Raw genomic sequence first — 23,666 nt, forward strand, 5'->3', positions numbered from 1 at the left:
GAAGCGACGGTGTGTTCGTCGTTTCGATGATTGAGAGATAGGCCTTTCAAAGGGCTGCGCCTAGATCGCAAATGGTTCACGCATTGTATTCATATTAGTAGACAATAAGCCTTGAAATTGGCTCAATCGACCAATGAGGCGCAATTTATTCAAGTATATGTGAACAGTATGAGGCCGAAAAGTGGCTGTTAAAGCATAGGTGGAGCAACCAGATTTTGGCTCTGCGGCTGGGAAGGTTGCCGCATATTCCTTAAGCTTTCCGAATTAAGCTCTCGTATGATCTTTATTGGACATGGGGGCACCAATATGAATGCGGGTGTGGAGCGCGGTGAGTTCGTAAGTTTGATTGCGCCGTTCCTGGAGCCGATGGCGTCAGCTCTCGAGTTCTTTGGTGTGGCCGTGATCCTAATTGGCGTCGCCGTTGCAACGCTTGGTTATCTTAAAGACGTTTTCGTACTTTCAGGCGAGAAAGCCTATACACGCTACCGCGCCAATCTTGGTCGCGGCATCCTCCTCGGTCTGGAAATTCTGATCGGTGCAGATATCATCGCCACCATTATTTCCCCGCTCACATGGGAAAGCGTTGGCCTGCTGGGGCTGATCGTTTTGATCAGGACCTTCCTCAGTTTTTCTCTGGAAGCGGAAATCGATGGTGAATGGCCATGGAGACGCCGCCGCCGCGAAAGGATTCTCACGAAGGGCGAATAAGTCTCGCTCACAGGGGAGTTCTATCCGATGGATATCAATTCGCGTGAAAGCCTGTTCATGCTTTGCGCACCGCTTTCGGTTATCAGAAACTGTTCTTCGATCATCAGCGCGCCGAGTCCATTGGCGTAAAACGGTGTTTCCAGCGCCAGCACCATGTTTGGTTCAATCAGCATTTCGTTGCTGCTTGAGATAAACGGCCATTCTTCAATGCCAACGGCCGCACCCACCGAATGGCCAAAATGGCCGCGATAATATTCGCTGAAACCGCGCTTACGCATGATGCCAAGCATTGCTGCATGGACATCACAGAACCGCGTACCGGGCTTTAACAGCGCTTCGCCTACCGCAAAGCTTTCCTGCAACACCTTGTAGATCTCGCCCGCAAGCGGATCGGGCTTGCCGCAGACATAAGTGCGCGCACCATCCGATGAATAGCCGTTGATCAGGGTGCCGACATCGGCTTTCACAAGATCACCTTCTTTGAGCTCGGCCTTCATGTCCTGAAGATCACGGCCGGTCGAGATATAAGCCCAATGCCCGGAAAGGACCTGACCATTCCGGCTGGCTTCCTGTGTGGCGCCATCAAACCAGGCTGCTGAAAGTGCATTCAGGCTGGAGCCGCGTCGGGCGGTGTTCAGCATATTTTCCAGCCCGCTTTCTGCATAACGGGCTGCATTTCGCAGATACTCGATTTCGCGGGCATTCTTGATAAGACGCAGGCCCTTGACGAGAATGGAAGCATCCTGCCAATCAACCGATGGAAGCGCTTTTTTGAGAGCCGCAAAATCAGCCGCTGGCATGAACTCCAGATCAACACCGATCTTTGCTTTGGAAAGCCCACGCTCTGCCAGCAGATCACCTAAAAGCCTGAAAGCTGCTTCCTGATCGAAGGTCTCAGCGCGCGGGCCGATATTGTTTGCCTGCCTGTAGGCTGCATTGATATCTTCAATTGTTTTTGCATTGTGGACCGTCACCATATCGATCCAGATACGATGCGTGCGGAAATCGATCCTGTCGCCAAGATGCGCAGCAGCTGCATAGGCATGATCGCTGATGACCACGCCGAGTTTTGCCTTTTCATCAGCTGGCACCAGTGCAATGGCAGAGCCCGCCCGCCCCCACATAGTCGCGACACCGGCTGCTACACCGGTCGCATAGCGGAAGTTTTCAGGTTGAAACAACGCAAGCGCATCAAGCCCCTCCGCTTCAAGAAGTGTCTTGGTTCTATCGCGATTGATCTGGCTCATTATGTTCTCTCAATGCCACCAGGCCGTGATCGTGCATCACGAAGCCATTGGTTTATCATCGTTTATATAAAACGGAGCGACTTGGTAATCCAATTTTTGAAGCTGGTGAGCTATCCGACTATCGTTAAGGATAAATCATCTACAAATTTTGATTATTATAGAATAATCTTCTAAATAATCCTCGTATAGCACAGCTGCGCCGCTTATCGTCGCTCAGATGGTCGCTGTATAACCTGTATCAACTGAGGACCCTATGGCGACCTCGAAGCAGGAGAATAAAATGAGCGGTTTGACCATTCTTAATCGCAAAATGAAGTTGAGCAACTGGGGCCTGACCACGGCGCTAAGCGTTGCGCTCGCTTTCGGCTCGTTCACTCAGGCCTATGCCCAAGAAAACGACGCAGATGCGACGATCAATATCGGATCGCTCTACGAGCCGCAGAACCTCGACAACACCGCAGGTGCGGGGCAGGGCATCAACGAAGCCTTCAATGGCAATGTTTATGAAGCACTGTTCCGTCTGGATGATGATGGCAAGGTCGAGCCGGTTCTTTCGAAGGATTACACTGTCAGCGATGATGGCCTGACCTATACGTTCAAGCTTCAGCCGGGCGTCAAGTTCCACTCTGGAGCACCACTGACCTCGAAGGACGTCAAGTTCTCCATCGAGCGTGTCGCAGCGCCGGAATCCAAAAGCTCACGCAAGAGCAGTCTCAAGACTATTACGGGCATTGAAACGCCTGATGATGAAACCGTCGTCGTCAAGCTTTCGTCTCGCTCAATTTCGCTGCCTTACAATCTCAGCTATGTCTGGGTCGTGAATGATGAAGCTACCGACTTCCAGTCGAAGGAAGATGGTACTGGACCTTACGCGCTGGAAGATTGGCGTCGCGGTTCATCGCTCGCCATCAAGCGTTTTGATGGCTACTGGGGTACGAAGCCGAAAAATGAAGAAGTTGTCTTCCAGTATTTCACCGATGCGAGCGCGCTCAACAATGCGCTTCTGACCGGTTCGGTCGATATTATCACTTCTGTTCAGAGCCCGGATTCGCTGGCACAGTTCAAGGATAACCCTGACTTTACTGTTAGCGAAGGCAAGTCCACGACCAAGTTGCTTCTCGCCTATAACGACCGCGTTGCACCTTTCGACAATGTGAAAGTTCGCAAAGCACTGGCTCGTGCTATCGATGACAAGAAGCTGCTCAATGCAGTTTGGGGTGACTATGGCACTCTGATTGGTTCGTTCGTTCCACCAACAGATCCATGGTATGTCGATCTGACCGGCGTTGACGCTTATAATCCTGAAAGCGCCAAGGAGCTCTTGAAGGAAGCGGGCTATCCGGATGGTTTCAGCTTCACCATCGATACGCCGAACTATGACCCGCATCCGATTGCCGCTCAGTTCATCCAGAGCGAACTGGCCAAGATCGGCGTGAAGGTCAACATCAATATCATCACGGCCAATGAATGGTACACGAAGGTCTACAAAGCACATGATTTCCAGGCGACCTTGCAGGAGCATGTGAATCACCGTGATATCGTGTTTTATGGCAATCCGGATTTCTATTGGGGCTATAACAACCCGAAGGTTGTTGATCTTATCAAGGAAGCCGAAGCAAGCTCCACCACCGATGAACAGACGGCCAAGTTGACCGAAGCCAACAAGATCATTGCCGAAGATGCAGCCAGCAACTGGTTCTATCTCTATCCGCAGATCGTGGTTTCAAAAAAGTCAGTCAGCGGATATCCGGTCAATGGTCTGAACTCACAGTTCTTTGCTTATGATATTGAGAAAACAGACAACTAATCAGCTGTCCATAATCGAGAACTGATACTCGACACGAAGCGCCGCCTGAATTATTTTCCGGCGGCGTTATCGCATTTTTGAGTGGCTAAAAACTGCTCCGTCATACCCGAGAGGTAGTCGCCATTCTTGCCTATATTTTGCGCCGTTCGGCCATTCTGATCCTGTCGGTATTCGTCGCAGCTATCGTTCTGTTTTTGCTGCTGCGCCTTTTGCCGGGTGATCCAGCAAATGCATTGGTTTCGGTTGGTGCTGACGCCGCGCAGATTGAAGCTGCGCGTAAACAGGTCGGCTCCGACCTCCCGCTCTATCAGCAATTCACACAGTTCGTCGGCTCACTTGTGCGCTTTGACCTCGGCAATTCCTTTGTCAGCGGCGCACCTGTTTTGACTGAAATTGGCAAACGCCTGATTGTGACGCTGCCACTGACATTGATGGCTTTCGTGCTCGCGATAATCATCGCCGTTCCGCTTGGCATCCTTTCGGTTGTGCGTCAGAAGAGCTGGTATGGCTCGATCATTTCTGTGATCTCACAGCTTGGCATCGCAGTGCCTGTTTTCTGGATTGGTATTCTGCTGGTCTGGATCTTTGCTGTTAAACTGCGCATGTTCCCATCGGGTGGTTTTCCTTCACGTGGTTGGCAGTCCGCGCCTGCTGCATTTCAGTCGCTGACATTACCGGTCATCACCATTGCCATTGTCATGTCGGCATCGCTCATCCGCTATGTTCGTTCGGCAACGCAGGATGTATTGGGCAGCGATTACCTGCGCACGGCGCGCGCGCTGGGCTCTACGTTCTCGCAAGCGCTGATCCGCCATGGCATCCGAAATGGCGCAGTTCCTGTGATTTCGATCCTTGGTATCGAACTCGCTTCAACGCTTCTTGGCGCTGTGGTGGTGGAACGCGTTTTCTCGCTCCCCGGCCTCGGCTCCATGCTGCTATTGGGTATTGAGCAGCGTGATTATCTAAATGTGCAAGGCGTCTTGTTCGTCTCGACGCTTCTGGTTCTTCTGGTGGGCTTCGCTGCCGATCTGGTGCAACGCTTGATCGATCCGCGATTGCGCAGCCGGTCTGCGGGAGGCCGCGCATGAGCCGCATCACCACATCTTCGCAAAGTTTCCGATTGCCTTGGCCTCTCGTGGTCGGCGGTATTCTTGTGGCCATTCATGTCGTTGTTGCACTGCTTACGCTGTTCTGGACACCTTATGGGGTTGGCGACATGGTTGGCGGACGGCTGGCAGCGCCATCATGGGAACACTGGGCAGGCACAGACCGGCTCGGTCGCGATCTCATGACGCAGATCATGGTTGGCTCACGCATCGCGCTTTTTGTGGGCCTCGGCGCTGTCACCATTAGTGCTGTGATTGGCGTCACCATCGGTGTTCTGGCCGCTTTTGCGACGCAGACACTCGACGATATGCTGGCTGCAACGCTCGATATTCTGATTGCTTTTCCAACATTGCTGCTTGCCATGCTGATCGTCGCTTCAAGCGATGGCGCAAGCCTTTCGACGGCCATTCTCGCAATCGGCATTGCAGCATCAGCCATCGTCGCGCGACTGACACGCATTCTCGCCAAACGCGTTCTGGCGATGGATTATGTTACAGCGTCGCGCATTTCCGGCACGTCATGGCTCGGTGTCGTTCGTATCCATGTGCTGCCGAACATCTGGCCGACACTGATTGTCAATTTCGCGCTGCAGTTCGGACTGGCCGTTATTGCCGAAGCTTCACTGTCTTATCTTGGGCTCGGTACTCCGCCACCAAACGCCTCCTGGGGACGGTTGCTGCAGGAAGCACAGGCTTCGGTTTATACGGCTCCCTTCGGTGCAATCGCACCGGGTCTGGCACTGGTTTCGCTCGTCATCGGGCTTAATCTTTTTGCAGATGGCTTGCGTGATGTGGCCGATCCAACGCGGAGGAGGCAACGATGAGCCCATTGCTGAACGTTGAAAATCTTGAGATCGAAACAGCAGGCCGCGTTCTCGTTTCCGGCGTATCTTTCTCAGTCGCACAGGGCGAACGCGTCGGCCTGATCGGTGAATCCGGCTCCGGCAAATCACTGATCGCATTGGCCGTCATGGGACTGCTTGCGGACGGAATGAAAGCAAGCGGCTCTATCACGCTCGAAGGCCATCAGATTATCGGGGCGCGTGATCGCGCGCTTGTTCCGCTGCGTGGACGCAGCGTCGCCGCTATTTTTCAGGAGCCGATGACGGCACTTGATCCTTTGATGCGGATTGGCAAGCAGGTTGCCGAAGTCGTGCAGACGCGTGCATCGCGCGATGGTCGCAAGCTTGGCAAAGCGGAACTTAAAGGCGAAGTGATGAGCCTTCTTGAACGTGTATCCCTGCCGGAACCCGAACGCATTGCGCGCTCATGGCCGCATGAAATTTCGGGCGGTCAACGCCAGCGTGCAGCCATTGCCATGGCGCTTGCCTGTCGTCCAAAGCTGCTCATCGCCGATGAGCCGACAACAGCACTCGATGTGACGACGCAGGCGGAAATCCTTAAACTTCTTGAGCAACTCGTTCGCGATGAAGGCATGGGGCTTTTGTTCATCAGCCATGATCTGCCGGTCGTTGCAAGCATTGCCGAACGGGCGCTCGTACTCAGGCACGGCAATTTGATCGAGCAGGGTCCAGTGACTGCGCTTTTTGCCAATCCCGTTGAAGACTATACCAAGGGACTTGTTGCAGCCGCGCGAGCCTTCGACGCTGCATTGGAGGTGGCGCGATGAGCCTCATTGATCTTTCCAAAGTATCGTTTGCCTATAGTGGCGGCAAAACCGTGCTGCACGGCATCGATCTCACACTTGAAAGCGGCAGCAATCTTGGCATTGTGGGTGAATCTGGCTCCGGCAAGACAACCATTCTCAAGCTGCTTCTAGGATTGCAGGTCGCAACATCCGGCGATGTGAATTTTCGCGGCCAGAAGCTCAACATCAAAGACCGCAGCTTCATGCGTGGCTTTCGCCGTTCGGTGCAGGCGGTTTTTCAGGACCCTTATTCGTCACTCGATCCGCGCCAGCGCGTGTTCAACATCATTGCTGAACCGCTGCGCTCGCTGAAAATCGAGACAGACATTGCGCAGGCTGTCGCGCAGGCACTGGCTGCGGTCGATCTGCCAGAAGATGCAGCAACACGTTATCCGCATGAGTTTTCAGGCGGTCAGCGTCAACGTATCGCGATTGCGAGGGCGATTGTCGCCAACCCCGACCTGATTATTGCCGATGAAGTGGTGAGCGCGCTCGATCTTACCACGCGTGCGCGTATCATTGATCTCATGCGGACATTGTCCGAACGCACGACTTTCGTGGTTGTTTCGCACGATATCGCACTTGTGGCTTTGCTTTGTGAAAGACTGATCGTGCTGGAAAAAGGCAAGATTGTTGAGCAGGGCAATACGCGAGACATTCTTGCTCATCCGCAACATGCCTATACGCGAAAGCTGCTGACCAGTTTGCCTCGAATGCCGAGAGAATCGTGACTTACTGCAGGCTCAAAAGAGGGGACTTCGAGCCTGATCACGGTTTTGTGCATATACGAAAATATGAAAATAATTAGCAAGTTTTAGCGGGTTTTTGAACAAATCATCCCATTGATTTCATTATTTTATTTTAAAATTTCGGAAGATGGACAAACGCCCACAATATGGGCCTCGGTCACGCCCCTTACAAACAAACCGAATTCTCGAAATTTGAATTGTGGCAAATGTTTGTATATCGCAACACTTTGTTTCATAATGCCATAATATATATGGAATCCCCCGAAACAAATTTAACCGTCTTACCCACCTAATCGGCAGGAAACGACAAATGACCGACCTCCCCGGCTATCCGAGCCGGCGCAGCTTTTTGAAAGCATCCGCAGCAAGCGTGATGCTTTCAGGATTGGCTGTGTCAGCTCAGGCGCAACAGTCGACGCCCCCTGTTGCTCTCGAACAATACGAACGCCAATATTTTAATGATCTTGAATGGACATTTATCCTCGCTGCGACAGCAAGGTTGATCCCGTCTGACGGTGATGGCCCGGGTGCCATCGAAACCCGTGTTCCTGTATTCATCGATCTTCAGCTCGCTGGCGACTATGGTCGCGCAGACGACTGGTACATGGTTGGCCCGCATGATGCCTCGGCAGATCCGACGCGCGGCTGGCAGACCCCGCTTAACCCTGCGCAGATCTATCGTCAGGCAATTCCAGCATTCAACGGCTGGTGCGAGCAGAAGTATGGTGCTGCATTTTCCGCTTTGACTGCAGAGCAGCAGGACGCAGCACTCACATCCCTTCAGAAGGGTGAAGTTGGCTTGCAGCCTGAGCTGCGCGATTTCTTTGGCATTCTCTTGCAGAATACCAAAGAAGGCTATTTTGCCGATCCGATGTATGGCGGCAATCACGGCATGCAGTCGTGGACCTATATCGGCTTCCCCGGCGCACGCGGCAGTTATAAGGAATGGGTTGAGCGCTACAATGTTCGTTACCCACTAGGCCCGGTTTCCATCAAGGGCGAGAGGGCTTAACATGGCACGTCAGGAAAAGAGAAAAGACGTGGTCATTGTTGGCCTCGGCTGGACCGGCGCGATTCTTGCAATGGAATTGGCTCAGGAAGGTCTTGAAGTCGTTGCTCTTGAGCGCGGTCACGATCAAAATACGGTTCCGGATTTCAAATATCCGAACATGATCGATGAGCTGAAATATGGTGTGCGTCTCAAGATGATGCAGCGCGCCAGCCAACAGACGGTCACTATACGCCGCACTGACAGTGAAATCGCACTGCCTTATCGCAGTTTCGGTTCGTTTCTTCCGGGCAATGGTGTCGGCGGTGCCGGTACGCACTGGAACGGCCTGAACTGGCGTCCGCAGGCAGAAGAACTGCGTCTTCGTTCGCATGTTCTTGAAAACTGGGGCGAGCAGATCATCCCGGAAGATATGCTTCTTGGCGACTATCCTGTCACTTATGACGAAATGGAACCTTTCTTCGACCGTTTCGAACGCGTTGCAGGTATCTCGGGTAAAGCTGGCAACATCAACGGCAAGATCGTTGAAGGTGGCAATCCTTTTGAAGGTTGGCGCGCCAACGAATATCCGATGCCGCCAATGCATACGACATGGGATGGCCGGAAATTTGCCGATGCGGCAAAGGCCATGGGTTATCATCCGTTCCCATCACCGGGCGGCATTGCTTCAACGTCCTATGTCAATGAATATGGCATGCAGATGGGACCGTGCAACCATTGCGGTTTCTGCGAGCGTTTCGGCTGTTATCAATATTCGAAGTCATCGCCACAGACGACCATTCTGGATGCGCTGAAGCGTATGCCGAACTTCTCCTACCGTACGGAATCTGAAGTTCTGCGCATTGAAATGGCACCGGACGGTAAGACTGCAACCGGCGTTACTTATTTTGACGACAAAACGCAGGAAGAAGTCTTTCAGCCCGCCGATATCGTCATCATGGCATCGTTCCAGCTCAACAACGTGCATCTGGCGCTGTTGTCCGGAATTGGCACACCATACGATCCGGTAACAGGCGAAGGCGTAACGGGCCGTAACTATGCCTATCAGCTCACTGGTGGTGTGACGCTCTTCTTCAAGAATGAAGAGTTCAACCCGTTCATCGGCACGGGCGCAAACGGCATGTGCATCGATGATTTCGGGGTAAACCAGATCGACTTTGGTCGCGAGGGCTTCATCGGCGGTGCTTATTGGCGTTCGGGCCAGACCAATGGTCAGCCAATCCGCAGCATGACGCTGCCATCAGGCACACCCGGTTGGGGTGCAGGCTGGAAGAACGCCATTGCTGAGTGGTACGGTCACTCCATGAATATCGGAACCCATGGTTCTGTCATGGCTTACAAGACTAACCACCTTGACCTCGACCCGACCTATAAGGATCCGCATGGTCGTCCTTTGATGCGAATGACCTTCAACTGGAATCCGAACGATATCCGGATGACCCAGTTCATGAAGGGCAAGGCTGAAGCACTGGCCAAGACCATGAACCCGGACTTGATACAGTCGTCCTTCAAGAAGGAAGGTTCGCAGTTCGACGTTCGTCCTTACCAGACGACACATACGACTGGCGGTCACACCATGTCGGCCAATCCGCGTGAGGGTGTGGTCAACCGCTTTTCGCAGGCATGGGACAAGCACAACGTGTTCATGCTGGGCGCGGGTAACTTCGTGCAGAACACGCAGTATAATCCGACCGGTCTTCTCGGTGGTCTGGCTTACTGGACCGCGCATGCGATCCGTACACAGTATCTTTCCAATCCACGTCCGCTGGTTTGAGGAGAATAGTCATGAAAACTTTTCTTCGTATCATCGGCGTTCTGGTCGTTCTGGGAGTTATCGCGTTTCTGGCTTTCTTGTTCGTTCCGGTGCAGCTGACCAAGCCAACGAAAGAGCTTGCTGCTGACTGGAAGCCAGCAAAGGGTCAGGGCGAGTATGTAATGTACGCTTCCGACTGTATGGCTTGCCATACAGCGGAAGGGGGTAAGTCCTTTGCTGGTGGCCGTCAGATTGCAAGCCCGATGGGCACTATCTGGACCACCAATATCACCCCGGACAAGGAAACAGGTATCGGTGACTGGACACTCGATCAGTTTCGTGCAGCGCTTTATGACGGCATTCGTGCCGATGGAGCACATCTTTATCCGGCCATGCCATACGAAAACTACCGTAAGCTAACCGAAGAAGATGTCCGTGCGCTTTACGACTACTTCATGCATGAAGTGGAACCGGTAAAGAATGAAGTGCAGCAGACCGAACTCGGCTTCCCGTTCAACATGCGCTTCGGTATCCGCGCGTGGAACTGGCTCGCTCTGAACCATAAGGCTGGTTTCACGCCTGCGGGTAAGAACGAAGTCCAGGAACGCGGCCAGTATCTTGTCGAAGGTCCGGCACACTGCGCAGCCTGCCACAGCCCACGTAACATCCTGATGGCGCAGGACGGCATTCAGGCTGGCGACAAGGCCTTCCTTACGGGTGGCGTGGTCGATGGGTGGAATGCACCTTCGTTGCGTGGCCCACAGTCGGCGCCTCAGAAATGGTCCGTCGAGGAAATGGCTTCGTATCTCGCAACCGGTCGCAATGCACATTCAACTGCAAATGGCGAAATGGGGCTTGTTGTCGAACATTCCCTTCAGCATCTGACCGATGCCGACAATCTGGCGATCGCTGCTTTCCTTAAGGGGATCGACGGTGCAGCGGTTGAAGTTCCACAGAACTTTGCCGAGAAGGTTCCGACAGCATTGCCTGCAGCTCCTGCCGATGCTGCTGGTGAAGAGACTGCAAAGATGCTGACCGAAGCCTCTCCGAATATGCCAGTCGGCGCACGCCTCTACATTGACAACTGTGCAGCTTGTCACTTTGTGACGGGCAAGGGCGCTCCTGGAATCTTCCCGGAATTGGCAAACAATGATCTGGTCACTGGTTCGGAAGTAAAGCCTCTGATCTCGATCATTCTGCATGGTGCGGAAGTGCCTTCGACCGAAAAGCGTCCAATGCGTCTGGTGATGCAAGGTTATGCCGACCGCTTGTCAAATGAGGAAGTCGCAGAGCTTGCAACTTTCGTTCGTTCTGCTTGGGGCAACAAAGCTGGTGCAGTTTCCGCAACCGATGTTTCAGCGGTGCGAGATCAGCCTTCGCATTAATAAAGAAGCGAAAAGCGGCTGCATAAAAATACAGCCGCTTTTTGAATAGGAGATAAAAAAATACCCCCGCGTTTGGCTGCGGGGGTATTTTTGTTTGGCTCGTTTGCAATCGATCAGAGATGATCGCGTGGGATGGTCTGGTTCCATTCGCGGGTGACAACCGCTTCGCCATTTTCCTTCGCCGTCAGAACACCGGAAATGTAGAAGTTTTCAGCGTCCGAATGCATCTTGGTGGTGCTGTCGATGTCGATCATCCAGCCTTCACGACCCATCTGATAGGCCTGTGTCAGCACATAGGATGCAGACAGCGGATCATTGTCATTGATGCGCAGTTCGCGCTTGAGGCTATGGCTCAACTGGGTGCCAAGATCGTCAAAGCGCAGCACGCCTTCGCCGAACAGACCGCCAATGCCTTCAGTCACATAAAGCGTTTCGCCGGTGACGTGATCCTGCTCGGTCCAGCGGCGCACGCTGCCCGGATCAAGCTGCGTCATCGGCGTTGCAGGGCCATGCGCTGGCTTCTGGAATACGACCTTTGCATCAATCGCAGCGACTTCACGCACTGGCAGATCGAGAACCGATGAAGCGGTGTCGAGTGTCAGCGTTACGCGCTTTGGCGATGGCCAGACCATTGGCCAATAGCCGGTTGCAACCGAAAGACGGATGCGATGACCCTGCTTGAAGCTGTAGCCGCTATCATTCAGCTTGATCGCGATTTCATAGGTCTTGCCCGGTACCAGCATTTCCGGCTTGTCATGGCCGTTGACGTGGTTGAGGTTGAAGACCTGATAGCTGACACGGGTGATGCGGCCATCGGGCAGAATGTCGCTCAGACGCAGCGAAATCTGTGCAACCGGCTGATCGACAGTGAATGTCAGGCGTGCAACGGGAGCGCCGAGAATTTCGAGATCTTGCGTCAGAACAGCGGTGTCGAAGTTGAGCGAACCGCCATCGTCAAGACGCTGATCGGTTGGGTGCTCACCCGGACAACCCGTCGCCATCCATTCGCCACCGGCCTTGCCATGGCTGTTTGGCGAGGAAATCGTGAGTACGCCCTTGGATGCATCGGCTTTGCCCAGCGAGAAGTCAGCACCAAGCGCGAAAGGCGTGTGTGTGATTTCGGTCGAAGGCCAGTTCTTTTCACCGACCCAGCGGCCATTGGTGAAATCGCGCGAGCCGGTTGGCTCGATGGTATCGCAGACATAGGCGCGAAGCTTCGGCTCGTCCATGACGCCGGTCTCGACGCCCTTGAGCCACTGGTCCCACCAGCGCACTGCTTCCTGCAGGAAGCCGATTGCCGGCCCCGGAACACCATCCTGCGGATAGACATGGCCCCATGGGCCGATAATGCCGCGTGCTGGAACCTGAAGATTTTCAAGCAGGCGCGGAACCGCGTTGGTGTAGCTGTCGGCCCATGCGCCAATAGCGAGAACCGGGCACTGGATCGCCGACCAGTCTTCGCAGATCGAGCCATGCTTCCAGTATTCATCGTAATGCTGATGTTCGAGCCAGAGGGCAGGGAAGAACGGCAGACGCTCCAGACGTTCAATCCATGCATCGCGCCAACCGGTACCCACAATCGCCGGATCAAGCGGACGCGACTGATAGGCGAGCATGATCGTGCCCCACCACAGATTATCGTTGAGCAGCAGGCCGCCCATGTAGTGAATGTCGTCGCGGAAGCGGTCGTCGGTCGAATAGGCGGTGATGATTGCCTTCAACGCAGGTGGGCGGCATGCGGCGACCTGAAGGCCGTTGAAGCCACCCCAGCTCTTGCCCATCATGCCGACATTGCCGCTGCACCATGGTTGCGCGGCAATCCAGGCGATGACTTCCAGCGCATCGTCTTGTTCCTGCTGGATATATTCATCGGCCATGTGGCCGTCGGATTCACCCGTGCCGCGCATATCAACGCGGATCGCGGCATAACCGTTTTGCGCGAAATAGCCATGCATTGGCTCATCGCGGCCACGCGTGCCATCGCGCTTGCGGTATGGGATATATTCGAGCACAGCAGGAACAGGATTTTCCTCGGCGCCTTCAGGCAGCCACAGGCGCGCGCCAAGACGGGTGCCATCCTTGAGTGTGATCCACAGATGCTCGGTGATGTTGACGGTCATGATCGGTTCCAATGTCTATAAAGAGAAGCCGGTGCGGCATTAGCGCCGCATCGGTAGATTAACTGGCAGCACGTGCTTTCAGGATGTCGTCCAGCCAGTCGCGGCGCAGCTCCGGAACGGACGTGATGAGCTGCTCCGTATAGGGCTCATAAGGCGGTTCGAAGATTGCCTTTGTGGTGCCTGTTTCGACCACCTTGCCCTTCTGCATCACCATGGTGCGATCGGCGAGCCGACGTACGACGCCAAGGTCGTGGGTGATGAAGAGATATGACACTTGCAATTCATCCTGCAATTTACGCAGGAGCCTGAGAATTTCTTCAGCGACCAGAGGGTCGAGCGCCGAAGTGACTTCATCGCAGATGATAAGATCAGGCTTTGCTGCCAGCGCACGTGCGATACACACGCGCTGTTTCTGACCGCCCGAAAGCGCGCCGGGAAGGCGGCTTGCAAAGTCGGCAGACAGGCCGATGAGTTCAAGCAGGCGCTTGACCTCAATCTCTCGCTGATCTTCATTCATACCGAAATAGAACTTCATCGGGCGACCGATAATTTCACCAACCGTCTGGCGTGGATTTAGTGCCACGTCAGGGAGCTGATAGACCAGCTGAATGCGGCGCAGTTCTTCACGCGAACGCTTTTTGTAGTTCGCTTCCAACCGCTGTCCGGCAAGCGTTATGATACCGCTTGAATGGGGCGGCAGACCTGCAATCACACGCGCAAGTGTCGATTTGCCTGAGCCGGATTCACCCACAACTGCAAGAGTTTCGCCGCGACGGATATAGCAGCCCACATCGGTCAGAACGAGTTTCTTGCCATAGTAAGCAGTTGCATTCTTCACTTCGAGCAGGATTTCGCCGGTCTTATGCTCGGCCTGTTCGCCCGAAATGCTGGCTTCGCGCTCGGATACCAGACGCTGGGTATATTCCTGCTTTGGGGCTTCGAGAATTTGCTCCGCAGAACCAAGCTCGACCATCTTGCCATGACGCAGAACCATGATGCGGTCGGCGATTTGCGCCACAACCGCAAGGTCATGCGTGATGTAAAGCGCTGCAGTGTTGTACCGCTGGATGAGGCTGCGGAGCAGTGCCAGCACTTCGATCTGGGTCGTCACGTCAAGCGCGGTTGTCGGCTCGTCCAGCACCAGAATATCCGGGCGGCACGACATGGCCATGGCAACCATGGCACGCTGCAATTGACCACCGGAAACCTGATGCGGATAGCGATCGCCAAATGTATCGGCGTCTGGAAGCTGCAATGTATGCAGCAATTCCAGCATCCACGCTTTAGCTTCGGCTTTGGTCATGAGGCCGTGATATAGTGGGCCTTCCATGATCTGATCGCCAATGCGATGCGCCGGGTTAAACGACGCTGCCGCACTTTGCGCCACATAGGCGATACGTGCGCCGCGTGCCTTTTCACGGGTCTCGCGGGTGCCGTCCATCAACGAAATATCGTCAACGACAATGGTGCCCTCGGCGATTTTGCAGCCGCCGCGGCCATAGCCCATGGCTGCAAGTCCAATGGTGGACTTGCCTGCGCCGGATTCACCAATCAGGCCAAGCACTTCGCCGCGCTTCAGCGTCACATCCACATGATCGACAAGCGTTGCGTCATTGGGTGCTTTGACGACGAGGTCGGAGATTGAAAGAACGATATCCTTGCTCATCGATCAGCTCCCTGCGTGGTCGTGCGTCCGGCCAGAAGCCAGTCAACGACGAGGTTGACGCCAACAGTGAGGATGGCGATTGCAGCCGCCGGGAACAGCGGTGCGTAGAGGCCATAGAGAATAGCCTGCTGGTTGTCCTTCACCATGCCGCCCCAATCCGCAAATGGCGGCTGGATGCCAAGGCCAAGGAACGACAGACCGGCAACGAAGAGGAAGGTGAAGCAGAAACGCAGACCAAATTCCGCAATCAGCGGCGGCAATGTGTTCGGCAGGATTTCACGCCAGATCAGCCAACCAAGACCTTCGCCGCGAAGACGTGCGGTTTCGGCATATTCCAGCACATTTACGCCCTGCGCCACGATACGCGCCAAACGGAACACACGGGTGGAATCGAGCAATGCGATAGTGATGATCAGAACCGGCAGTGACGAACCGAGCGCCTGCAGGATGACGAGTGCCGAAATGAGCACCGGAATGCACATGACGGTATCGACAATGCGCGACAGAACCGTATCGACCCAGCCGCCGAAAATGGCAGCGAGGAAGCCGAGCGGCACGCCGACACTGAACGATAGGAGCGATGCAGCCAGCGAGACACCAATCGACATCTGCGCACCAAAAAGCAGGCGCGAAAGCATGTCGCGGCCATTCTGATCAAGACCGAACCAGAACTGTGCCGATGGCGGATCAAACGGCGCGCCGACGATTTCTTCCTGACCATAAGGCGCGATCAGCGGGCCAAACAGGAACATCAAAAGGCACAGCGTGACGATAGCGAGACCGACCCACGCTGTTAAGGGAATAGATTTCTTCATTGTCTTCATCGTGGGTGCCTCAGGCGCGGATTGAGTGCGATGGCAGCGACATCGGCGATGATATTGAGAATGACATAGGCCGCACCGAAGACGAGGGCCGCAGCCTGCACAAGCGGAAGGTCACGCTTGGAAACGGCATCAACCATGAAACGTCCAAGGCCGTTATAGTTGAAGACGGCTTCGACAAGCACCACGCCCGTGATGAGGTAAGCAATGTTGAACGCCACCACATTGACGATTGGAGCCGCCGCATTTGGGAGAGCGTGCTTGGTCACAACGCGCTTGGTGCGCAGGCCTTTGAGATATGCCGTTTCAACGTAGGCCTGGTCCATGACTGACAGCACAGCGGTACGGGTCATTCGCATCATCTGCGCAACGGTGACGAGAACCAGTGTCAGTGCGGGCAGGGCAGTCGCCTGTATCCATTCGAGAAACGTCATGCCTTCATACGTGTCGGCGAGACTTGGCAGGATGTTGAAGCGGATCGACAAGAACAGGATCAGCAACAGACCGAGGAAATATTCAGGTAGAGAAACAAAAAATAGCGCTACGATATTGATAACACGATCAAAAATGCCGCCACGCTTTACCGCAGTGATGAGGCCGAGAAGAATAGCGATAGGAACGCTGACGACAGCGGCAAAGGCTGCAAGGGCCATCGTGTTCCAGAAACGCGGCCACAGGAGGTCGGCCACCGGCTGCTGGTTGGCAAGCGAAGTGCCAAGGTCGCCCGTAACGAAACCAGCAAGCCAAGAGAAATAGCGTGCAAGGAGTGGTTGATTAAGACCGAGGCTTTCGCGCAGCGTGGCGAGCGCTTCCGGCGTTGCATTCTGGCCGAGGATAGCAGAGGCAACGTCACCCGGTAAAATCTGCGTGCCGGCGAAAATCAACGCCGACACGAGGAGTAGCGTGAGGGCACCAAGCCCTACACGCTTGAGGATAAGAACGAACATTATGCTTCCAGCCAGACTTTTTCCGCGAGACGCGCACCCATAAGGTTGAACATCGGATGCGTGGTCACGCCCTTGAGCTTCTTGGAGGTGGCGTCGAGATAGTCACCGAACATTGGAATAAGCGCGCCGCCATCATTGCTGATCATGGCCTGCAATTCGGCGTAGATCTCTTTGCGCTTGGCCAGATCGAGCATTGCACGGGCTTCGAGCAGCTTGGCGTCAAAATCAGCGCTCTTCCAATGCGTATCGTTTTGCGAAGCGTTGGATGCATAAGCGATCGACAGGGCCTGATCAGCGGTCGGACGACCACCACGATAGGACATGCAGAATGGCGCCTTCATCCAGACATTGTCCCAATATCCGTCTGCTGGCTCACGCTTGATATCGATCTCGATGCCCGACTTGGCGGCGGCGGTGCGGAAGATAGCTGCTGCGTCGACGGCGCCTGTAAAGGCGGCATCCGAGGCGGACAGCTGAATTTTCAGCGAATCCATACCAGCCTGCTTCAAATAAAACTTGGCCTTTTCCGGATCGTAGGCACGCTGTGGCAGTGCTGCGTCGAAGAACGGGTCAGTGCTTGGAATGGGATTGTCGTTGCCCAGTCGTCCATATCCGCGCAAAGCGGTCTTGAGCAGCTGATCGCGGTCGATGGCATGCTTGACTGCAAGGCGGACATTGTTGTCCGTAAATGGTGCCTGCGTGCAATCCATCAGGAAAGAGAAATGCTGGCCACCAGAAGACTGGACGATATTGAGGTTCGGGTTGCGCTTCAACAGATCGACGGTCTTGAAGTCGAGCTGGTTGATGGCGTGGACCTGACCGGACATCATAGCGTTGGTACGGGCAGACACGTCGTTGATGACGATCACTTCAACCGCATCGACCCATGCCGAATTTGGCTTCCAGTAGCTTTCATTGCGCGTGAAACGCGAACGCACGCCTGGCTGGAAACGCTCGAAGACAAAAGGTCCGGTGCCAACCGGCTTGTTGAAATCGGTCCAGTCCTTTGGAACCACGAGGAAGTGGTAGTCTGACAGGATGTAAGGCAGATCAGCATTGCCGCTATTCAGCGCAATCTTGACTGTGCCAGCGTCAACCTTGACGACATCGGTGAATTCTGACGCCAGCGAGCGCGCACCGGATGTGGTTTCGCCGCGATGCAGGTTGATCGAATAGATGACGTCGTCGGCATCGAGCGTCTTGCCGTTGTGGAAGGTTACGCCCTGACGAACCTTGAAGGTCCATTCCTTGGCGTCGGCTGATGGTTCCCAGCTTTCGAACAGCTCAGGCACGGCCTTGTTGTCGGCGTCGATTTCGACAAGGCCGTTCATCAGCATGTAAGCCTGATTGACTGGAACCCAATCTTTCAGAAGGCGCGGATCGAAATTGTCGGTGGTGGAGCCGCCGCCAATGCCGAGCTTAAGAACTCCGCCTTTCTGTGGGGTGCCCTCCGTTGCGGCGGCTGCCGGCGAGGTGATCAGGCCGCTCATGCCGGTGACGGCGAGGAGGCCAAAACCTGCGGCGCCTGTCATGAAGGTGCGGCGGGAGAGGTTAAAATCGTTACGGTGCTCAGTCATGCGTTACCCCTATTGAAGTCTTAGCTTGTATTTTATGCATAGCTAATTCGATTTTGCGGGTTGGACTAGCCCACACATCCCTAAGTTTTCAAGGGTTCTAGGCGGTTTTTCTGGTATGACTTTTATGCATACCCCCATGCCAAATGTCCTCTTGGCTTTTACGCGAACAGGAATAAAGGAGCACTCCACAGTGACCTGCGGGGGCATATTCTTCTGTAAAAGAAGCGGCTTCTGCGATTGAATTCTTGCTGATCGTGGAGATCAAAATGGGTTTGCCGGATATCGTTGGCTTGTTGGGCGCAGTCTTTTATCTTTCTGCTTATGCCCTGATTCAGCTGCGGATTTACACGGTGGACGATGCCATCATCACGGTGCTTAATATCCTGGGCGGTATAGCGCTGATCTATTCACTTTCGTGGAACTTTAATCTGGGTTCCATCATCACGCAAATCGCGTGGCTTGTCTTTACAATTGTTGGCTATGTGCGTTTCCGCGTGATAGCGCGCCGCCGCGCAGCGATGGCGCCTGCGGAATAAAGCTGATCATCTTTATGTGATTACATCTGTTCCATTGCTGGCGATCAGCCAGTCGGACACTTCGCGCACAATTTTGCGCTGATGACGGTCAGCAGGCCGCATCAGGTAGAAATAGGCGTCGGATCGCATCATATGGTCGTGGACAGGTACAAGCGTACCTGCCGCAAGCTGCTCCTTGATGAGCCATGTCCAGCCAAGTGTAATGCCTATACCTTGTGTAGCCGCTGCAACGCAGAGGCCGTAGTCACCTAGCCGCCATTCAAGTGCGCCGGGAGGAGGAGAGAGGCGGGCATCCTGCCACCACTCTGGCCAACCTTGCCATTCGCGCATTGTATCTTCTATTGAAAGAAGAACAGGTGTTTCCTGCTCCATGATACTGGCTGTGCCGGGCGCTGAAACCGGAACGACTTCTTCACGTCCGAGCACTGTGAGGTTCACTCCAATGGGGCGTTCTTTGCGATAGAAAAGGGCCAGGTCAAATTCGTCCAGACGTAAATGCGCCACATCGTCGGTTACGCGCAGCCGGATTTCGATACCGGGAATTTCTGCTTTAAGCATTCCTACACGCGACAGGAACCATTGATCGGCAATCCCACGTGAGCAGGCGATGGTGATCTGTCGAGGGCCGGTCCATGCACGCAGACCGTCTGTGACTGCGGTCAAATCACCAAGCAAACGGCTGACATCGGAGGCGTAGCTTTCCCCCATAGTGGTCAGCTGAACGCCGACGGGGAGGCGATTGAACAGCTTCGAGCCGATAAAGGCTTCTAGCTTGCCAATCTGACGACTGACAGCACTCTGAGTAAGGCCGAGTTCCAGACCCGCGCGCGAAAAGCTGCCAAGACGCGCAGCACTGTCGAACACGACGAGCGCGTTAAGCGGCGGCATAGATTGGCGTCCACCTGCCATGAAAATTCTCCAGAAGAATGAGGCTGTTGTTAATGCGATCTCGCCTCCACTGCAAGATGGCTCAACATGCGTGAATGCGCCCATTTTTGATTTCTTCCATTTTGGAAGAAGTTCAATTCGTAACGACTATCTAATCATTTCACAAACTTTTCGGCATGTTTGGTCTCAAACATTCATTGTTGGAAATGAGGTCTATCGTGATCGATAATCGTACCGCCCCTTATGCAATTTTCCTTCTTCGTCTCGCACTAGGCATTCTTTTCCTTGCCCATGCTGGACTGAAAATCTTTGTATTCACACCTGCGGGAACCGCAGCATTTTTCGGATCGCTCGGTCTGCCTGGCTGGTTTGCCTATGCCACCATTCTTTGGGAATTGATCGGTGCCGCAGCACTGATTATCGGCATCTATCCACGTGTTGCGGCCGTCGCTCTGATCCCGATCCTTCTTGGCGCAATCTTTACGGTTCACGGTGCCGCCGGGTTCTTCTTCACCAATGCTAATGGCGGTTGGGAGTTTCCGGCATTCTGGATCGTGAGCCTTCTCGCCGTAGCACTGGCTGGAAATGGCGCCTATGCTGTGAAGCCGAGTGCATCTGCCTAAATAGCAGACATCGCCATTTGCTGGATTTGCGGGGAGGGAACTCTCCGCAATTCTAACGACAATTTTCAAGGATAAGCGCCATGCTTGTAGATGGTAAGTGGACAGAAGACTGGCAGCCGGTGCAAGCCAAGGACGAAAAAGGCGGCTTCGTGCGCCAGATTTCAGGCTTTCGAAACTGGGTAACGCCTGACGGCAGCGCGGGACCGACAGGCGAGGCGGACTTTAAAGCGGAAGCTGACCGATACCATATCTATGTTGCTTATATCTGTCCGTGGGCCTCGCGCACGTTGATTGGTCGTAAGCTTAAGGGGCTTGAAGATGTTATTTCTGTATCTGTGGTGGAGCCTGCTCTGACCAATCAAGGCTGGCGGTTTGGCGATTATCCCGGCGCAGATCGCGATATTGTCAATGGCGCCACCTACATGCATGAAATCTACACGAAAGCCGATCCGCATTATAATGGCCGCGCCACAGTGCCTGTGCTGTGGGACAAGCATAAGCAAACTATCGTGAATAATGAGTCTGCCGACATTCTGCGGATGCTGAACTCAGGTTTTGGTGACCTTGCCAGCGCGGGTTTCGATTTCTATCCGGAAGCCTTGCGCCCAGAAATAGATGCATTGAACGAGTACATTTATCCTCGTCTCAACAACGGTGTTTATCGCACGGGGTTTGCCACGACACAGGTTGCTTATGAGGAAGCTTTCCGCGACGTATTTAAGGCGCTTGCCGTGCTTGAGGAGAAGCTTGATGGAAAGGGTCCATTCCTGTTTGGCGAGAGCCTGACGGAAACGGATATCAGGCTGTTTGTGACGCTCATACGGTTTGATGCAGCGTATTTTGGCTTGTTTAAATGCAATCTTCGCCAACTTGCGGATTATCCGGGTCTGAGCGCGTGGCTGTTGCGTGTTCTGGAAATTCCGGGTGTCCGCGAAACAGTCAATGTCGACCACATTAAGCGTGGTTATTATTCAATCAAGGCATTGAACCCGACAGGTATTGTACCGCTTGGCCCTGATTTACCCGGGATAGTCAGCGTTCAAATCTAAAACGGCTGCTTTGATTATTTCCATATTCTGGCTATTTTACGCAAAATATGTGTAAAAATAGTCAGAATGGAAACAGTTATGGATCGGCTTGATAGCGAGCGGATGTTTGTTGCTGTACTGGATACGGGCAGCTTTTCCGCAGCCGCTCAGCGCCTCGGCACAAGCAGCGGGCAGGCCTCCAAGCTCATATCCAAACTTGAGGCAGCTCTCGGCGTTCAACTCATAAAGAGGACCACCAGAGCGCTTTCTCCGACCGAGGTCGGGTATGCATATTATCACCGGATCAAAGGGTTATTGCATGATTTTGATGCGCTGGACGCATCTGTACGTAATGCATCCGGGGCGCCGAGTGGGCGAATAAGGCTTACTGCGCCCATGTCCTTCGGAACGCTACAGCTGACACCTGTGTTGCTTAAGTTTGCCAAGGCATTTCCTGACATACAGATGGAAGTCAGCTTTTCCGACCGTATCGTCAATCTTGTCGACGAGGGCTTTGATATTGGCGTCAGGATAGGAAAACCGCTCGACAGCACGCTTATTGCAAGGCGATTATGTGATGCTCGCGTTGTGCTCGTAGCCGCAGCGGATTACATTCGGGAGCAGGGCGCACCGCAGCATCCACGCGATCTATCCAGACATAGTTGTATCGTCGATACGAATTTCCGCGAGCCGTTCGTCTGGCGTTTTGCGCCGTTACCGGATGGAGAAATACAATCTGTCAGCATTGCCGGACGGCTTCAGTTTTCAAATGGCGAGGCCTGTCTGCAAGCTGCTTCCGCTGGGCTGGGGGTTGCGCACGTACCGACTTTTATAGCCGGTCCATCTATTCGTAATGGTGAAGTGCAACAGTTGCTGGCTGAGTTTGAAGATAGTCCACTTGGTATCTATGCGGTTTATCCACCGGCCCGACATCTGGCTATAAAGGTCAGAGCTCTGGTCGATTATCTGGCCGATAATTTCAGTGGGGAACCGGCATGGGATCGCGGCTGGAACTCACATTTATCATAGATATTGAGGATATTCTGGAAGTCTTATTTCTCGTTCCAGATGTCTGAATAGTAGTGTCCACGACAACCGTCGTGCGCCAACACGGCATTATTTCTCATTTCGTTTGCTTGGTATGGACGTGAGACGCGATGAACGTGAGCGGGAAAAACCGCCGCATGAGCGCCTTAAGATATTGGCCAGTTTCGTCCAATCTTTTGATGGTGCTGTCATTTGATGATGAGCCTTTTTCAGTTCACCTTTACTGGCAGCGTGCTTCTGGTCGTGTTGTGGATTGATGGGCAGGGCTCGCTCTGTAGTGTTGTTGATATTTTCTGCTGTCATGATGACCTCCTGGTGATCTGTTTAACGCTTTGGTGAAGCGCAATCCGAATAATGAGAAAAAGTCTCCGGAAATACTGTTCGCTAAAACAATCTAATAGAGCGCTCTGACGAGTACGCTGCCGGCATTAGTCAAAGGAATATCGAACATGTGGCGACTGCTGCGGTAGCATCGATAAAATACCAGCCAGCGGCAGGTTTTACCTGTTCTAATTTGTTCATGGGCGTATCCGATATTCCGGGATTGGATACACCTAATTGTGTATTAGGACTCCACCATACTACTTTTAGTCGCAAACGGCGCATGAATTCGTCGACGAAATGATCCTTGTATCGTTGAATAAGATGAACCGGAGAGAAAAAGCCCGTCATTACAACCGATAAGCTGTTGGGCCTGATCTCCCGATAGATCGTCGAGCGATGACGCCCATCAGTTGCGCATTATCGCCAAGAGGGACTTTGAGCTGTTCAAGCGCAAATAGCCTGCGACGTTCGGACAAAGTGCTTTGCTAATAACAATCAGACATCCAATCGCCTACAAGGCTAACACCATGAATTCATTGGCATGTTACAGTTTAAAATAGAATGTATCCAGGTTACACATACTGTCAATGCTGGGTAGAGATGCGACACCGGTGGCCAGATAGAAATGCGACACTTCTTGATGAAGGACGCAGCGCCAAGCCCCCGATCTGACCGGC

21 protein-coding genes are annotated in these 23,666 nt (G+C 53.8%); 13 read left to right on the forward strand and 8 right to left on the reverse strand.

Annotation, left to right across the window (positions count from 1 at the left end):
• Positions 1-306: 306 nt before the first annotated feature.
• Positions 307-708 carry a DUF1622 domain-containing protein gene (locus QBD00_RS23100; protein ID WP_318580644.1) on the forward strand — a complete coding sequence of 134 codons (402 nt, stop codon included), beginning with the start codon at positions 307-309 and terminating at the stop codon, positions 706-708.
• A 20-nt stretch (positions 709-728) separates the two neighbouring features.
• Here QBD00_RS23100 and QBD00_RS23105 read toward each other — a convergent pair whose 3' ends face one another.
• Positions 729-1,955 (reverse strand): Xaa-Pro peptidase family protein, encoded by a 1,227-nt coding sequence (locus QBD00_RS23105; RefSeq protein ID WP_318580645.1) that lies wholly within the window; start codon positions 1,953-1,955, stop codon positions 729-731.
• A 280-nt stretch (positions 1,956-2,235) separates the two neighbouring features.
• On the opposite strand from QBD00_RS23105, the gene QBD00_RS23110 reads away from it, so the two are divergent.
• The 8 genes from QBD00_RS23110 to QBD00_RS23145 all read left to right on the forward strand — a co-directional run bounded on the left by QBD00_RS23110 (position 2,236) and on the right by QBD00_RS23145 (position 11,412).
• Positions 2,236-3,762: an ABC transporter substrate-binding protein gene (locus QBD00_RS23110; RefSeq protein WP_318580646.1), complete on the forward strand. Its 1,527-nt coding sequence runs from the start codon at positions 2,236-2,238 to the stop codon at positions 3,760-3,762.
• Between the two features lie 137 nt (positions 3,763-3,899).
• On the forward strand, positions 3,900-4,850 hold the full coding sequence (locus QBD00_RS23115) for an ABC transporter permease (protein ID WP_318580647.1): 951 nt from the start codon (positions 3,900-3,902) through the stop codon (positions 4,848-4,850).
• Positions 4,847-5,692, forward strand: a complete 846-nt coding sequence (locus QBD00_RS23120) for an ABC transporter permease (protein WP_318580648.1) — start codon at positions 4,847-4,849, stop codon at positions 5,690-5,692. The genes QBD00_RS23115 and QBD00_RS23120 overlap by 4 nt, the downstream gene beginning before the upstream one ends.
• Entirely contained in the window at positions 5,689-6,498 is an 810-nt protein-coding gene (locus tag QBD00_RS23125) for an ABC transporter ATP-binding protein (protein WP_318580649.1), read from the forward strand. Before QBD00_RS23120 ends, QBD00_RS23125 begins: the two co-directional genes overlap by 4 nt.
• The gene (locus QBD00_RS23130; RefSeq protein WP_318580650.1) at positions 6,495-7,247 is read left to right on the forward strand and encodes an ABC transporter ATP-binding protein; all 753 of its coding nucleotides are present in this window, start codon (positions 6,495-6,497) and stop codon (positions 7,245-7,247) included. Before QBD00_RS23125 ends, QBD00_RS23130 begins: the two co-directional genes overlap by 4 nt.
• Before the next feature lie 328 nt (positions 7,248-7,575).
• Positions 7,576-8,277, forward strand: coding sequence for a gluconate 2-dehydrogenase subunit 3 family protein (locus QBD00_RS23135; protein WP_095444456.1), 702 nt, complete (start codon positions 7,576-7,578; stop codon positions 8,275-8,277).
• Position 8,278: 1 nt separating this feature from the next.
• Positions 8,279-10,048 (forward strand): GMC family oxidoreductase, encoded by a 1,770-nt coding sequence (locus QBD00_RS23140; RefSeq protein WP_318580651.1) that lies wholly within the window; start codon positions 8,279-8,281, stop codon positions 10,046-10,048.
• Positions 10,049-10,059: 11 nt separating this feature from the next.
• Positions 10,060-11,412 (forward strand): cytochrome c, encoded by a 1,353-nt coding sequence (locus tag QBD00_RS23145; RefSeq protein ID WP_264230820.1) that lies wholly within the window; start codon positions 10,060-10,062, stop codon positions 11,410-11,412.
• A gap of 113 nt (positions 11,413-11,525) precedes the next feature.
• On the opposite strand, the gene QBD00_RS23150 is transcribed toward QBD00_RS23145, so the two are convergent.
• Genes QBD00_RS23150 through QBD00_RS23170 form a run of 5 tightly spaced genes read right to left on the reverse strand, consistent with a single transcriptional unit; the run spans position 11,526 to position 18,543 of the window.
• On the reverse strand, positions 11,526-13,532 hold the full coding sequence (locus QBD00_RS23150; protein ID WP_318580652.1) for a CocE/NonD family hydrolase: 2,007 nt from the start codon (positions 13,530-13,532) through the stop codon (positions 11,526-11,528).
• A gap of 58 nt (positions 13,533-13,590) precedes the next feature.
• Complete coding sequence (locus QBD00_RS23155) at positions 13,591-15,198, reverse strand: ABC transporter ATP-binding protein (protein ID WP_318580653.1); 1,608 nt, start codon at positions 15,196-15,198, stop codon at positions 13,591-13,593.
• Complete coding sequence (locus QBD00_RS23160; protein WP_374891833.1) at positions 15,195-16,013, reverse strand: ABC transporter permease; 819 nt, start codon at positions 16,011-16,013, stop codon at positions 15,195-15,197. Before QBD00_RS23160 ends, QBD00_RS23155 begins: the two co-directional genes overlap by 4 nt.
• A 5-nt stretch (positions 16,014-16,018) precedes the next feature.
• Complete coding sequence (locus tag QBD00_RS23165) at positions 16,019-16,966, reverse strand: ABC transporter permease (protein ID WP_151091498.1); 948 nt, start codon at positions 16,964-16,966, stop codon at positions 16,019-16,021.
• On the reverse strand, positions 16,966-18,543 hold the full coding sequence (locus QBD00_RS23170; RefSeq protein WP_151091497.1) for an ABC transporter substrate-binding protein: 1,578 nt from the start codon (positions 18,541-18,543) through the stop codon (positions 16,966-16,968). The genes QBD00_RS23165 and QBD00_RS23170 overlap by 1 nt, the downstream gene beginning before the upstream one ends.
• Before the next feature lie 266 nt (positions 18,544-18,809).
• Here QBD00_RS23170 and QBD00_RS23175 point away from each other — a divergent pair, with 266 nt between their 5' ends.
• A complete protein-coding gene (locus QBD00_RS23175) occupies positions 18,810-19,079 on the forward strand; it encodes a CBU_0592 family membrane protein (RefSeq protein WP_151091496.1) in 270 nt (89 codons plus the stop codon).
• A 12-nt stretch (positions 19,080-19,091) separates the two neighbouring features.
• Here the strand turns inward: QBD00_RS23175 and QBD00_RS23180 are convergent, their stop codons facing one another.
• Positions 19,092-19,988, reverse strand: coding sequence for a LysR substrate-binding domain-containing protein (locus QBD00_RS23180; RefSeq protein ID WP_151091495.1), 897 nt, complete (start codon positions 19,986-19,988; stop codon positions 19,092-19,094).
• Positions 19,989-20,185: 197 nt separating this feature from the next.
• Here QBD00_RS23180 and QBD00_RS23185 point away from each other — a divergent pair, with 197 nt between their 5' ends.
• From QBD00_RS23185 to QBD00_RS23195, 3 genes are all read left to right on the forward strand, one after another.
• Positions 20,186-20,590, forward strand: coding sequence for a DoxX family protein (locus QBD00_RS23185; RefSeq protein WP_318580654.1), 405 nt, complete (start codon positions 20,186-20,188; stop codon positions 20,588-20,590).
• 80 nt (positions 20,591-20,670) lie between these two features.
• Positions 20,671-21,639, forward strand: coding sequence for a glutathione S-transferase family protein (locus QBD00_RS23190; RefSeq protein WP_318580655.1), 969 nt, complete (start codon positions 20,671-20,673; stop codon positions 21,637-21,639).
• Positions 21,640-21,717: 78 nt separating this feature from the next.
• Positions 21,718-22,647: a LysR family transcriptional regulator gene (locus tag QBD00_RS23195; RefSeq protein ID WP_151091492.1), complete on the forward strand. Its 930-nt coding sequence runs from the start codon at positions 21,718-21,720 to the stop codon at positions 22,645-22,647.
• Positions 22,648-22,734: 87 nt separating this feature from the next.
• On the opposite strand, the gene QBD00_RS23200 is transcribed toward QBD00_RS23195, so the two are convergent.
• The gene (locus QBD00_RS23200) at positions 22,735-22,968 is read right to left on the reverse strand and encodes a hypothetical protein (protein WP_318580656.1); all 234 of its coding nucleotides are present in this window, start codon (positions 22,966-22,968) and stop codon (positions 22,735-22,737) included.
• Positions 22,969-23,666: the final 698 nt, after the last annotated feature.

It is taken from the genome of Ochrobactrum sp. AN78 (genome assembly GCF_029909885.1).
Lineage (GTDB): Bacteria > Pseudomonadota > Alphaproteobacteria > Rhizobiales > Rhizobiaceae > Brucella > Brucella quorumnocens.